This window comes from Pseudomonas sp. D8002, from assembly GCF_013385695.1.
Classification (GTDB): domain Bacteria; phylum Pseudomonadota; class Gammaproteobacteria; order Pseudomonadales; family Pseudomonadaceae; genus Aquipseudomonas.
In genome coordinates, this window is sequence record NZ_JACAPM010000063.1 from 1 (window position 1) to 12,771 (window position 12,771).

General features: G+C 61.2%; 11 protein-coding genes. 4 read left to right on the top strand and 7 right to left on the bottom strand.

What is annotated here, in order from left to right; translation table 11 throughout:
• Positions 1 to 257: 257 nt before the first annotated feature.
• Positions 258 to 1,112, bottom strand: coding sequence for an NmrA family NAD(P)-binding protein (locus HX807_RS30020; RefSeq protein ID WP_177029054.1), 855 nt, complete (start codon positions 1,110 to 1,112; stop codon positions 258 to 260).
• Positions 1,113 to 1,208: 96 nt separating this feature from the next.
• Positions 1,209 to 1,652: an Lrp/AsnC family transcriptional regulator gene (locus HX807_RS30025; protein ID WP_003217805.1), complete on the bottom strand. Its 444-nt coding sequence runs from the start codon at positions 1,650 to 1,652 to the stop codon at positions 1,209 to 1,211.
• A gap of 130 nt (positions 1,653 to 1,782) precedes the next feature.
• On the opposite strand from HX807_RS30025, the gene HX807_RS30030 reads away from it, so the two are divergent.
• A complete protein-coding gene (locus HX807_RS30030; RefSeq protein WP_177052006.1) occupies positions 1,783 to 2,682 on the top strand; it encodes a DMT family transporter in 900 nt (299 codons plus the stop codon).
• Positions 2,683 to 2,701: 19 nt separating this feature from the next.
• On the opposite strand, the gene HX807_RS30035 is transcribed toward HX807_RS30030, so the two are convergent.
• A complete protein-coding gene (locus tag HX807_RS30035) occupies positions 2,702 to 4,690 on the bottom strand; it encodes a U32 family peptidase (protein ID WP_177052008.1) in 1,989 nt (662 codons plus the stop codon).
• A 238-nt stretch (positions 4,691 to 4,928) separates the two neighbouring features.
• A complete protein-coding gene (locus HX807_RS30040; protein WP_003217799.1) occupies positions 4,929 to 5,309 on the bottom strand; it encodes a RidA family protein in 381 nt (126 codons plus the stop codon).
• A 543-nt stretch (positions 5,310 to 5,852) separates the two neighbouring features.
• Here HX807_RS30040 and HX807_RS30045 point away from each other — a divergent pair.
• Positions 5,853 to 6,794, top strand: coding sequence for a cupin (locus tag HX807_RS30045; RefSeq protein ID WP_177052010.1), 942 nt, complete (start codon positions 5,853 to 5,855; stop codon positions 6,792 to 6,794).
• Here the strand turns inward: HX807_RS30045 and HX807_RS30050 are convergent.
• The 3 genes from HX807_RS30050 to HX807_RS30060 are packed head-to-tail and all read right to left on the bottom strand — an operon-like array spanning position 6,787 to position 10,242.
• The gene (locus tag HX807_RS30050) at positions 6,787 to 7,692 is read right to left on the bottom strand and encodes a LysR family transcriptional regulator (protein WP_177052012.1); all 906 of its coding nucleotides are present in this window, start codon (positions 7,690 to 7,692) and stop codon (positions 6,787 to 6,789) included. The genes HX807_RS30045 and HX807_RS30050 overlap by 8 nt on opposite strands.
• 34 nt (positions 7,693 to 7,726) lie before the next feature.
• Complete coding sequence (locus HX807_RS30055; protein ID WP_003217775.1) at positions 7,727 to 8,449, bottom strand: FadR/GntR family transcriptional regulator; 723 nt, start codon at positions 8,447 to 8,449, stop codon at positions 7,727 to 7,729.
• Between the two features lie 56 nt (positions 8,450 to 8,505).
• Complete coding sequence (locus tag HX807_RS30060; protein WP_008433338.1) at positions 8,506 to 10,242, bottom strand: IlvD/Edd family dehydratase; 1,737 nt, start codon at positions 10,240 to 10,242, stop codon at positions 8,506 to 8,508.
• 192 nt (positions 10,243 to 10,434) lie between these two features.
• On the opposite strand from HX807_RS30060, the gene HX807_RS30065 reads away from it, so the two are divergent.
• Positions 10,435 to 11,757 (top strand): MFS transporter, encoded by a 1,323-nt coding sequence (locus HX807_RS30065; RefSeq protein WP_087693837.1) that lies wholly within the window; start codon positions 10,435 to 10,437, stop codon positions 11,755 to 11,757.
• Between the two features lie 21 nt (positions 11,758 to 11,778).
• Entirely contained in the window at positions 11,779 to 12,771 is a 993-nt protein-coding gene (gene araD1 / locus HX807_RS30070) for an AraD1 family protein (protein WP_177052014.1), read from the top strand.

The following is a 12,771-nucleotide window of genomic DNA, read 5'->3' on the forward strand; positions in this document are numbered from 1 at the left end:
TTTCGCTCTGGTCTTTGCTTTTAACACTCAAGCCCGCCGGGAGGCCGCTGTGCTCTTGCATTTGATTTTGATCTGACTGCCCCAATAAGCCCGAGGCCGAACGCAGGTATTGCGGAGCGGCGGCCCGCGGAGCAATGCCGTTTGGTGGACTTTGCCGCTTTTGCAAAGTGACTCGCTGTAAGAGCGAAACCATACGCCGCCGTTACCCAAATAACGGATATGTACCCAATCACTGAGCTGGCTTGCAGGCCATGGCATCAGGTTTTTGCAGCCAACTCCCGCAGCACCTTGAGCAATGTGGTCTCACCCTTAACCACGTCCGCCTGCTCAAAGCAGATCCAACCTTCGTTAAACCCATCAATCATGCGCATCCGCGGCATTGGATTCTGCGCGCCTTGCTCACGAAACATCGGCTCCCATGCATCGCGAGGCACCACCTGTGCTGTCACACCACGACCAAGCACTTCGGTCAACGTGCGAGCGATGTCGTTCGGGCTGACCCATTGGCCTTCCAGCTCAACTACCCGACGCCCGCTCCAGTGTTGCTGCAACAATTGCGCAGCGAGGCGGCCGACGTCGGCGGTGGCGATCATCGGTACGGTCTTATCCAGCGGTTGCAGGAAGCTGTGGATCACTCCGTGTTCGCGGGCGGTGGCTACGTCGTAGGCGGCGTTTTCCATGAACCAGCCCGGGCGCAGGAAGGTCACCGGCACGTTCAACGCGCTCAGCGCCTGTTCCATCAAGGTGCGTTGGGTCAGCAGATTCAGGTGCTCGGCCTGGGCGCCGATGGTCGACAGGCAAACAACTTTCTGCGGGGCCGCAGCTTCAATGGCCTGAGCGACGGCGGCAATCACCTTGCGCGCCTCGGGAAAACCCGGCTCCGGGTCGAAATCCGAAGGCGGCAGGATGAACACGCCGGTGGCGCCCTTGAATGCTTCGGTGAGGGCCGCAGCGTCGTCCATATTGGCGATGGCGACCTCGCAACCAAGGGCGGCCCATACGGCGCCTTTGCCGGCATCGCGAATGACTGCGCGCACGGGTTGACGATCGTTGAGGAGAAAGCGCGCGAGGGCGCCGCCGACTTTGCCTGTGATTCCGGTGATGACATACATGGTGTTTACGCCTGTTGTTCCAATGTGTGGATCAAGCATAAACACCGCCCTGGATTGACAGAATAGCGATCCCGTCACTGCATCAGTGACTCAGAATCATGAATCACTCAGTGGTGGCAATCGGCGTTTTACCGGGGTTTTCTTGACGATGGCGGTGTTGGTTTCGGCGTAAGCGTTGAGCTTATCCAGCAGTGTGTCGAGTTGGTCCATGGTGCGCACATGCAGGCGTGCGATGAAGCAGTCATCGCCGGTCACCTTGTCGCACTCGGTGAACTCGGGGATCGCCTGGATCTGGCGCTCCACCTCCTGCAGTTTCCCGGGCAAAGGGCGAATGCGCACGATGGCTTGCAGCAGATAGCCAAAATGCTTGGGGTCAATGTCCACGGTGTAGTTCTTCAACACGCCACGCTCTTCCAGGCGCCGCAGCCGCTCGCCGACGCTGGGGGAGGACAGGCCGGTGATACCCGCCAAGGCCTTGAGGGACAGGCGCGAATCGTCCATCAGCGCGGCGATCAGTTGCTGGTCAATGCTGTCAATCATGGTCGCTCCGAAAGCGATTGCTCAGGTTTGCCTAATAAGAATAGGCGAAATTCAAGGTTCGCCTTATTTAGAATATGGAGTCGCTCCAGGCCAGATTGCCATAATTGAGCCTCACTTGAGGAGCTCAATCATGGACAAATCCATACGTCGCGGTTCATGGGAAATGGTCGCCGCCATGCTCATATCCGGCACCATCGGCTGGTTCGTGCTGGTGTCGGGAGTGCCGGTGGTGGAAGTGGTGTTCTGGCGCTGCGTGATCGGCGCGCTGACGTTGCTGGTGGTGTGCTGGCTGCTCGGCTATCTGCGCCTGGACTTGCTGGACTACACCAAGCTCGGGCTGGCGATGCTCAGCGGCGTGGCGATCGTGGGTAATTGGTTGCTGCTGTTCGAGTCCTACGCCAGGGCATCCATCTCCATCAGCACGGCGGTGTATAACGTCCAGCCGTTTATGTTGGTGATGCTGGCGGCGGTGTTCCTGGGGGAGAAAATCACCTTGCAAAAACTTGCCTGGTTGAGCGTGGCTTTCGTCGGGATGCTGGCGATTGTCACCGCCCATGGCAGTCAGCAAAACACTGGGGATGACTACCTGGTGGGGGTGGCATTGGCCCTGGGCGCAGCGTTTCTGTACGCAATTGCGGCGCTGATCATCAAACGCTTGAAGGAAGTACCACCGCATCTGATGGCGTTGATCCAGGTGACCACGGGCGCCTTGCTGCTGGCACCGCTGATGCAGTGGCACAGCCTTTCGGCGTCGATGGATGCCTGGGCCGCATTGCTGACCCTGGGCGTGGTGCATACGGGCTTGATGTACGTGTTGCTGTATGGCGCGATCCAGAAGCTGCCGACGGCAATTACCGGGGCGCTGTCATTCGTCTACCCGATCGCAGCAATCTTCGTCGACTGGATTGCCTTTGGGCATCGCCTGGGCTGGTTGCAATGGCTGGGCGTGGCGGCGATTTTGCTCGCGGCGGCGGGGTTGCAGCGGGGTTGGTGGTGGCGCTCGAAAACAGCGGTGAACGTCACGCCGTAGCATGACGCTCACCGGCGACTCAATGTGCGCCGCGCGGGATGGTCTTGAGCAGGTCATCCGGGCTGATATAACCCACCACGCTGCCGGGTTGCGGCAGGCCGAGGATGTGGCCCTTGATCTTGCCGATCACGTGCATCTCGCAAGGCTTGCAGTCGAACTTCAGCGTCAGTACTTCGTCGCCGTGGATCAACTGCATCGGCGCAACCTTGGTCTTCACCCCCGTCACACCCTTGGCCTGTTTGGGGCAGAGGTTGAACGAGAACCGCAGGCAGTGCTTGGTGATCATCACCGGCACTTCGCCGGTTTCTTCGTGGGCTTCGTACGCCGCGTCGATCAGTTGCACACCATGGCGGTGATAGAAGTCGCGAGCCTTCTGGTTGTAGACGTTGGCCAGGAACGACAGGTGCGATTCCGGATACACCGGCGGCGGCGTGGTTTCCGCCTTGCGGCCGCCCCGTGGATGAGCCTGGATACGCGCCTCGGTCAGCGCCTCGATCACTTCACGGCGCAGGGCCTTGAGCTGCGAATTCGGGATGAAGAACGCGTGCGGCGCATCCAGCTCGATCGCGGTGGCGTGGTACTGGGTGGTGCCCAGTTGGCCCAGCAGGTCGCGCAGGGTTTCCAGGGCCTGTTCCGGCTTGTTGGCCACGCCAAACGGGCCGGGCAGGGCAACGCTGGCGCTGATGCCTTCTTCGCTGGTGACGGTCAGTTCCAGGCGATCTTCCTGCAGGCGAGCCGCCCACGACACGCCGATACGGCGCTCGGCGGAAGTCTTCAGCAAAGCCTGCTGCCAGTTATGGTCCAGGTTGCGGTTCAACGGATGGTTCGGGCGCAGTTGGTGCAAGCCGGCCGGCATCTCGTTGGGTTCGACGCGGTAGCGATAGCGCTTCTCGCCGTCTTCTTCGAACTCACCTTTTGGCTCGGCGATGTTGGCGCGGAAACCTACCACTTCACGCTTGATCAGCACATTGAGGCCGTCGCCGTTGGACAGCGGCTCATGGGTGATCACTTGCAAGTCACGCTTGCCGGCTTTTTCCACCACACCCACCGGCAGGCCGGTAAAGGTTGGGGTGTCGAAGGCGCCGATGTCGACCTTGCGGTCGGTGACGAAGTAGTCGGTGCTGCCACGATGGAAGGTCTTTTCCGGGTCCGGCAGGAAGAAATGCGCGGTGCGGCCGCTGGAAGCGCGGGCCAGGTCCGGGCGGTCTTCAAGAATCTCGTCCAGGCGCTGGCGGTAATAGGCGGTGATGTTCTTCACATAGCCCATGTCCTTGTAGCGGCCTTCGATCTTGAACGAACGCACGCCGGCATCCACCAGGGCGCGCAGGTTGGCGCTCTGGTTGTTGTCTTTCATCGACAACAGGTGCTTTTCAAAGGCAACCACACGGCCTTGGTCATCCTTGAGGGTGTAGGGCAGGCGGCAGGCCTGGGAGCAATCGCCACGGTTGGCGCTGCGGCCATTCTGGGCGTGGGAGATGTTGCACTGGCCGGAGAAGGCCACGCACAAGGCACCGTGGATGAAGAACTCGATGGCGGCATCGGTTTCATCGGCAATCGCACGGATTTCCTGCAGGTTCAGCTCACGGGCCAACACCAGCTGCGAAAAACCGGCCTGGTCGAGGAACTTGGCCCGGCCCAGGGTGCGGATGTCGGTCTGGGTGCTGGCATGCAGTTCGATGGGCGGGATATCCAGCTCCATCACCCCCAGGTCCTGGACGATCAGCGCGTCGACGCCGGCATCGTAAAGCTCGTGGATCAGCTTGCGCGCCGGCTCCAGCTCGTTGTCGTGCAGGATCGTGTTGATGGTGGTGAACACCCGCGCGTGGTAGCGCCGGGCGAACTCCACCAACTGCGCGATATCGCTCACGTCGTTGCAGGCGTTATGGCGCGCGCCGAAACTCGGGCCGCCGATGTACACGGCGTCGGCGCCATGCAGGATGGCCTCGCGGGCGATGGCAACATCGCGGGCAGGGCTGAGCAATTCCAGGTGATGCTTGGGCAAGGACATAGTTTTTTTAGTCAGGCTTGTCACGGAGGCGGGCATTGTAGCTGCGAAATGCGCTATCGACATCTATCAAGCCCCAGGTGTGCTCCCAAATTGGAATGCACTCAACGGTGGGAGCCGGGCTTGCCCGCGATGCAGACACCGCGGTGTATCAGTGACACCGCGGCGATCCCATCGCAGCCTCGCTGGGGCTCGACAGCTCCCACATTTGATCATCGTTGGTTGATATAGAGCGTTTGACTCAGCCCTTGGCGGCCATCGCAGTGACTTCAACCCGCATGCCTTCGACGGCCAGGGCGGCAACACCAACCGCCGCACGCACCGGCCAGGGCTTGGCGAAGTAGCGCTTGTAGACTTCGTTGAACGCGGCGCGGTCGGCCATGTCGGTCAGGTAGATGGTCAGGTGCATGACCCGGTCAATCGAACTGCCGGCACGTTCCAGGGCCACCTTGAGGGCTTGCAGGGTGCATTCGCTTTGCAGGGTGATGTCGCCAAGCTCCAGGCTGCCGTCGGCGCGGGTAGGGATTTGCGTGGAGACAAGAATGCCGTTGAAGCCGATGACGTCGGAAGAGATGGAGTCCGGGTCGAGATCGGGGGTGAAGGCGAGGTCGTGGTTGGCCATGGGATTCCCTTGGGTGACGTCAGAAAGAAGGCCGATATGGTCCCCGAAAAAAAGGCCCGGGGCAAACCCGGGCCTTTTCGGCGAAGCAGCAAGGTAAAACGAAAGTCCACGATCAACCGTGTTTGTTTAACTAGCCTGTTGTTTCGTGGATAGTTTAATTGCCAATAGTTGCGTGCGCAGGTGCACTGCCGATTAAACTCGATTAATTAAAATTCACTGTGCATATGCGCACGCTGCTGTAGTTTTAACCCTGTCTTAGCCGCTCTGCTTCGACAATATCCTTTGGTTTGCCGCCGCAGTCTCTGCGGCGGATTTTTTATGGGCGCTGATGTATATATATTTAACTTATTTATAAAGTGGCACTTTGATAGTTGGTTGAATCAAACTATCAGTACACCAAGAGAGGCTTGTGCCTGCCCCCTTTCGCACAACTGCTGTGCAAGATGAGGGATTAATCCACCGCCGCTGAATGCCTATAGTTCTTTCACCGCCGCAGCGCCCCACGGGGCATGCGAAATCCAGTCGTAGATTGAGGTGATCATAATGAATAGCGAATTCAAGCCTGACGTGGCCGATACCCAACCGCAGCACCTGCTCGATGCCGAATACTTTGAATACAGCAAGGCCGCCAATCCCATCAGCGCCAACCTGATCACGCGCATTCCCTATCACAGCTTCCCGGCCTCGCTTTACGACAGTGGGCCCTCTCGGGTAGTGCCGCTGGACCTCAGCGATGCCTTGGGTTGCGAAGGTCCGGCCACCGGTCCGGGGCTGTGTGCGAACTTCATTCGCCTGAACGCCGGCGATACGCTGGAACTGCACCCCAACGCCACCTCACAGGTGTTTTATGTCATCGCCGGGCAGGGCAGTGTGGTTCAGGGCGCGCACCGCATCGACTGGACCAAAGGCTGCTTCATTGCGCTGCCAGGTCTGCAGCAAGCGCGGTTCAGCGCATCAGAGGATGCGCGCCTGTATTACGTCCACGATGAGCCGCTGTTGCGTTACCTGGGCGTGACCCGCAGTGCCGATCGCTTCGTGCCGACGCTGTATCCCGCGGAGCTGGCCAACGCAAAACTGCGCGAAGCGGCCGATGATCCCCGCGCACAGGACCGTAGCCGTATCAGCATCCTGCTGGGCAATCGCAACTTCCCGCAGACTCGCACCGTGACCCATGTGCTGTGGGCGATGTACGGCATCCTGCCGCCGGGGTCGATTCAGAAGCCCCACCGACACCAGTCGATTGCGCTGGATTTCATCATTGATTGCCCCAAGGGCTGCTATTCGCTGGTGGGCACCGAACTGGACGCCGATGGGCAGATCCGCAACCCGGTGCGGGTCGACTGGTCGCCGGGCCTGGCGTTCGTGACGCCGCCAGGTTACTGGCATGCCCACTTCAATGAGTCCGACACGGAAGCCTTCCTGATTCCGATCCAGGATGCGGGGCTGCAAACCTATCTGCGGTCGCTGGATATCCGCTTCAGTTGAAACGCTTCCAGTGCGGTGTTTCGCCCAGTTGCTCGACGATAAAGTCGATGAAGCACCGCACTTTGGAGGACACGATGCGCTTGGGTGGATAGACGAACCACACCGCCGATTCACGGCCTGCGATGCGGATATCCCACTCAGGCAACCACACCAGCAACTCGCCGGTTTCAATGGGTTTGGCCACCAGCCAGTCGGGCAGCAAGGCAAATCCCAGCCCTTGTTGTGCGGCGATCAATTGTGCGTCCAGGTCGTTGATCCGGATGCTGTCTTTATGCACCAGCGGTGACACCTCACGCCCGTTGGCAAATGCGCTGTCAGCCGCCCCCAGAATCGCCGGCATGGCAGCCAGGTCGGCAGGGTTGACCGGCGCCGGATACTCCCGGCAAAACGCCGGGCTGGCCACCAGCCGGTAGCGCTCATCGCAGATCTTGCGTGCCTTCAACGTGGAATCCGCCAGGGTGCCAATGCGGATCGCCAGGTCCGCGCCGGAATGAATCAGGTTGACGTGGCTGTCGTCCAGCACCAGTTCCAGCTTGATCTGCGGATAGCGGGCCAGGAAGGCATTCAAGGTGGGAAGGATATGGTGACGGGCAAAGGCGGGCGGCAGGTTGAGCTTGAGCACGCCCCGTGGCTGTTCGTTCAGTGCGGAGGTGGCGGCCTTGGCTTGTTCGAGTTCATCCAGTACCCGGCGTGCGTGCATCAGAAACGTCTGGCCACCCTCGGTCAGGTGCAGCGTACGGGTAGAGCGGTTGAACAAGGCGATGCCGAGGTCCTGTTCAAGGTCCTTCACGTAGCGTGAAACCGTGGAAGCCTTGATGCCAAGCCGGTCGGCGGCACGGGAGAAGTTATTGCCCTCGGCGGCTTCGACAAAGGCGGTTAACGCAGCGAAGTAATCCAAGGGCGGCCTCGACTTGATGGTGGGTTGCCTGGCGCTACAGCGGCGTCAGCACGTTCATCACGGTGTCCAGCGCCACCCGGGTATCGTCCAGTTGCACCAGGGAGGCATGCCGCGCGCCGAGGGCGTCACGGTTCTTGATCGCCGTGAGAATCGCCTTGTGCCGGGGCAGGCTGAGGCCCTGGATGTCGGGGCGGCGGTTGGTGATGTTGATGGACTCGCGAAGTGGCAGCGACAGCATGTTGCACATGTAGGCCAGCAAGTCGTTGCGGGTCGCATCGGCAATCGCCCGGTGGAAGTCCAGGTCGGCCTGCAGCAACGTTTCGTGGGTATTGGCGGTTTCCATGCCGAGGTAGGCTTTTTCGATGGTGGCGATGTCGGCGTCGGTGGCGGTGGTCGCGGCCATCGCGGCGATTTCCGGCTCGAGGATCCGGCGTACACCGGCCAGGGTGTTGAAAAACTCGCTGTGGGGTGTCGACTGCATCAGCCAGGTCAGCACGTCCGGGTCCAGCAAGTGCCACTGCACCCGTGGGCGCACCACGGCGCCGACCTTGGGCTTGGAAATCACCAGGCCTTTGGCGCTGAGCACCCGGGTCGCCTCACGCAATACCGAGCGGCTGACCTTGTACTCCTCGCACAAGGTGGCCTCCATGGGCAACCGTTCTTCCGGCTTGAAGCGCCCGGAAACGATGTGCATGCCCAAGTCCTGAACGATTTGGGCGTGCATGCTCTTGCGCGGCTTGGTCGGCTGCTGATCCATAACAGGGAGGCTACTCTGGCGAAATACGCGGCATCATAGCATTGCTCCCGTCCCAATTAGTGGGAATGACGCGGCACTTCGGCGCCACGGCAGCCCACGAGGAAGTCGAAGTCGCAGCCCTGGTCTGCCTGTAATACGTGGTCGATGTACAGCTGCCGGTAACCCCCGACAATCAGCTGCTCGGGCGGCGCAAGGTCGGCCATGCGGGCCGCCAGTTCGGCGTCCGGAATGTCCAGGTGCAGGCGGCCATTGGCGCAATCGAGTTCGATCCAGTCGCCTTCCTTGACCGTCGCCAACGGGCCGCCGGCCGCCGCTTCCGGCGCCACGTGCAACACCACGGTGCCGTAGGCCGTGCCGCTCATGCGCGCATCGGAAATCCGCACCATGTCGGTCACGCCCTGGGCCAGCAGTTTGGCCGGCAAGCCCATGTTGCCGACTTCCGCCATGCCCGGATAACCCTTGGGCCCGCAGTTTTTCATCACCAGGATCGAGTTGGCATCCACGTCCAGTTCCGGGTCGTTGATCCGTGCCTTGTACATGTCGAAGTTCTCGAACACCACGGCACGCCCGCGATGCTGCATCAGTTCGGCACTGGCAGCCGAAGGCTTGAGGACTGCACCCAGTGGCGCGAGGTTGCCCCGCAACACACAAATGCCGCCGTCGGCGCGGATCGGGTTGTCGAGGGTGCGGATCACTTCGTCCTGGCCGTAGATCGGCGCTTCCCGGGTGTTTTCGCCGAGGGACTTGCCGTTGACGGTCAAGGCATTCGGGTGCGGTATCAGGTTGGCCTCACCGAGGCGGCGCAGCACCGCCGGCAGGCCGCCAGCGTAGTAGAACTCCTCCATCAGGAAGCGCCCGGACGGCTGCAGGTCGACGATGGTCGGCATGCCACGGCCCATGCGGGTCCAGTCGTCCAGGTCGAGCTCGACGCCGATGCGCCCGGCGATGGCTTTCAGGTGAATCACCGCGTTGGTCGAGCCGCCGATGGCTGCGTTCACGCGAATCGCGTTTTCGAAAGCCTCCTTGGTCAGGATCTTCGACAGCTTCAGGTCTTCGCGCACCATCTCCACCGCACGCATGCCGGACATGTGCGCCAGTACATAACGCCGCGCATCCACCGCCGGAATCGCCGCGTTGTGGGGCAGGGAAGTGCCGAGTGCTTCGGCCATGCAGGCCATGGTCGAGGCGGTGCCCATGGTGTTGCAGGTGCCCGCCGAGCGGGACATGCCGCCTTCGGCCGCGAGGAAATCGTCGAGGGTAATGGTGCCCGCCTTGACCTGTTCGCTGAGCTGCCACACCACGGTGCCCGAGCCGATGTCCTGGCCCTTGTGCTTGCCGTTGAGCATCGGCCCGCCGGTGACGACGATCGCCGGCACGTCGCAACTGGCGGCGCCCATCAGCAGCGCCGGGGTGGTCTTGTCACAGCCGGTCAGCAGCACCACGCCGTCGATGGGGTTGCCGCGAATGGCTTCCTCCACGTCCATGCTGGCCAGGTTACGGGTGAGCATCGCGGTGGGGCGCAGGTTCGATTCGCCGTTGGAGAACACCGGAAATTCCACTGGAAAGCCACCGGCTTCGATCACGCCGCGTTTCACATGCTCGGCAATCTGGCGGAAGTGCGCGTTGCAGGGCGTCAGCTCCGACCAGGTATTGCAGATCCCGATGATCGGTTTGCCGTGGAACTGATGATCGGCAATCCCCTGGTTTTTCATCCAGCTGCGGTACATGAAGCCGTTTTTATCGGCGGTACCAAACCAGCTGGCGGAGCGCAGGACGGGCTTTTTCTCGGACATGGCTGACTCTCTTATTGTAAGACTATATTGATCCATTCTCGGCTTAACATAGGCGTAAATTCGGGTGTTTGGAAGTGTTGTTGATTAAATAGTATTACTATATAGTCCGATTCAACGAGGCCTGGCCCTGGCGGTTTTCCGCGAGAGGCGACCCGAAACGCTCTATAAAAATAACAATCGGAGACCGCTCACATGAGCCAGGAACAGCGGCTGATACGTCGCATCACGCTGAAACTGATTCCCTTCCTGATCTTGCTGTACCTGATTGCCTACGTGGATCGCTCGGCCGTGGGCTTCGCCAAATTGCACATGGGCGCGGATGTCGGCATCGGCGATGCGGCGTATGGGCTGGGAGCAGGGCTGTTCTTTATTGGCTACTTCCTGCTGGAAATCCCCAGCAACCTGATGCTCGACCGTTTCGGCGCGCGGCGCTGGTTCGCACGAATCATGGTGACCTGGGGCGCCATCACCATCGGCATGGCATTCGTCCAGGGCCCCCACAGTTTCTATGTGATGCGCTTTCTGCTGGGCGCCGCCGAAGCCGGGTTCTTCCCGGGTGTCCTCTACTACATCACCCAATGGTTCCCGGTGAGGCACCGCGGCAAGATCCTCGGGCTGTTCATCCTGTCCCAACCCATCGCCATGATGATCACCGGCCCCGTGGCGGGCGGCTTGCTCGGCATGGACGGGATACTCGGCCTGCACGGCTGGCAGTGGTTGTTCATCGTCATTGGCACCCCGGCGATCCTGCTGACCTGGCCGGTGCTGCGCTACCTGCCGGATGGGCCGCAACAGGTGAAATGGATGGACCAGGCGGAGAAGGCCTGGCTCACCGGCGAGCTGGCCAAAGACCTGCAAGCCTACGGACAGACCCGGCACGGCAACCCGCTGCATGCGCTGAAGGACAAACGCGTGTTGCTGCTGGCGCTGTTCTACCTGCCGGTGACCTTGAGCATTTATGGGCTGGGCCTGTGGCTGCCGACCTTGATCAAGCAGTTTGGCGGCAGCGACCTGACCACCGGGTTCGTGTCGGCAGTGCCCTACATCTTCGGGATCATCGGTTTGCTGATCGTCCCGCGCAGTTCCGATCGCCTGAATGATCGCTACGGTCATCTTGCCGTGCTCTACGTGTTGGGCGCCATCGGCCTGTTCCTCAGCGCCTGGCTGACAGTGCCGCTGTGGCAACTGGCAGCGCTGTGCCTGGTGGCGTTTGCGCTGTTTTCTTGCACGGCGGTGTTCTGGACCTTGCCGGGACGTTTCTTTGCCGGCGCGAGTGCAGCGGCGGGCATCGCCTTGATCAACTCGGTGGGCAACCTCGGCGGCTACATTGGGCCGTTCGTGATCGGCGCCCTCAAGGAGTACACCGGCAACCTTGCGTCGGGCTTGTACTTCCTGGCGTGCGTGATGCTGTTCGGGGTGGTGTTGACCGGGGTGGTCTATCGGTTGCTGGAGCGCAGGCACGTGCTGCCGCCCGACCAGTTCGCCGCCAGCGCCCGTGGCGCCACGCGTACTTAATTGGCAATCAGGAGAACACTCATGGGGTTAGTGCAGTTTGAATTGAACAACGGCGAACGCCGAGTGGGCGTGGTCGACGGCGATCAGGTACGCGAGGTGCGGGCCGCCCGCACGGTACGCGACCTGGCACTCGCCGCCATCGAGGCTGGCGTCACCTTGCAACAGCACATAGACCACCTCGGCCTGGCCGAGAGCCACGACTACGCCAAACTGCTGGCCGCGCAGAAGATCTTGCCACCGCTGGATCACCCGGACCCGGCCCACACGCTGGTCAGCGGTACCGGCCTGACCCACCTGGGCAGTGCGTCGGCGCGGGACAAGATGCATCAGAACGCCAGTGACGAAAGCGCGATGACCGACAGCATGCGCATCTTCAAATGGGGCGTGGAGGGCGGCAAACCGGCTTCTGGCCAGGCCGGTGTGCAGCCGGAATGGTTCTACAAGGGCGACGGCAGCATCGTGGTGCGTCCGGGCCAGCCATTCCCGTGGCCAGCGTTTGCCGAAGACGCCGGCGAAGAGCCGGAAATCGCCGGGCTGTATGTGATTGGTCACGACGGCAAGCCGTATCGCCTGGGCTACGCGGTGGGCAACGAGTTTTCCGACCACGTGATGGAGCGCAAGAATTACCTGTACCTGGCCCACTCCAAGCTGCGCAGTTGCAGCTACGGTCCCGAGTTGCGCCTGGGTGAACTGCCCCGGCACCTGGCGGGCACCAGCCGTATCGTGCGCAATGGCGAGGTGTTGTGGCAGCACGAATTCCTCAGTGGCGAAGCCAACATGTGCCACAGCCTCGAAAACCTTGAATACCACCATTTCAAATACACCCAGTTCCTGCGCCCGGGTGACGTGCATATCCATTTCTTCGGCACCGCCACCTTGTCGTTTGCCGACGGCATTCGTACCCAGCCAGGCGATGTGTTTGAAATCAGCCAAGCCGAATTCGGCGCGCCATTGATCAACGGCATTGCCGTGGCCAACAGCGGCGTGGCACCTGGCGGCATAGGCACCCTTTGA

What these genes read in the sequence shown, in the direction of transcription:
- HX807_RS30020 (WP_177029054.1), bottom strand. Translation starts at nt 1,112, where the DNA reads ATGTATGTCATCACCGGAATCACAGGCAAAGTCGGCGGCGCCCTCGCG.
- HX807_RS30025 (WP_003217805.1), bottom strand. Translation starts at nt 1,652, where the DNA reads ATGATTGACAGCATTGACCAGCAACTGATCGCCGCGCTGATGGACGAT.
- HX807_RS30030 (WP_177052006.1), top strand. Translation starts at nt 1,783, where the DNA reads ATGGACAAATCCATACGTCGCGGTTCATGGGAAATGGTCGCCGCCATG.
- HX807_RS30035 (WP_177052008.1), bottom strand. Translation starts at nt 4,690, where the DNA reads ATGTCCTTGCCCAAGCATCACCTGGAATTGCTCAGCCCTGCCCGCGAT.
- HX807_RS30040 (WP_003217799.1), bottom strand. Translation starts at nt 5,309, where the DNA reads ATGGCCAACCACGACCTCGCCTTCACCCCCGATCTCGACCCGGACTCC.
- HX807_RS30045 (WP_177052010.1), top strand. Translation starts at nt 5,853, where the DNA reads ATGAATAGCGAATTCAAGCCTGACGTGGCCGATACCCAACCGCAGCAC.
- HX807_RS30055 (WP_003217775.1), bottom strand. Translation starts at nt 8,449, where the DNA reads ATGGATCAGCAGCCGACCAAGCCGCGCAAGAGCATGCACGCCCAAATC.
- HX807_RS30060 (WP_008433338.1), bottom strand. Translation starts at nt 10,242, where the DNA reads ATGTCCGAGAAAAAGCCCGTCCTGCGCTCCGCCAGCTGGTTTGGTACC.
- HX807_RS30065 (WP_087693837.1), top strand. Translation starts at nt 10,435, where the DNA reads ATGAGCCAGGAACAGCGGCTGATACGTCGCATCACGCTGAAACTGATT.
- araD1 (WP_177052014.1), top strand. Translation starts at nt 11,779, where the DNA reads ATGGGGTTAGTGCAGTTTGAATTGAACAACGGCGAACGCCGAGTGGGC.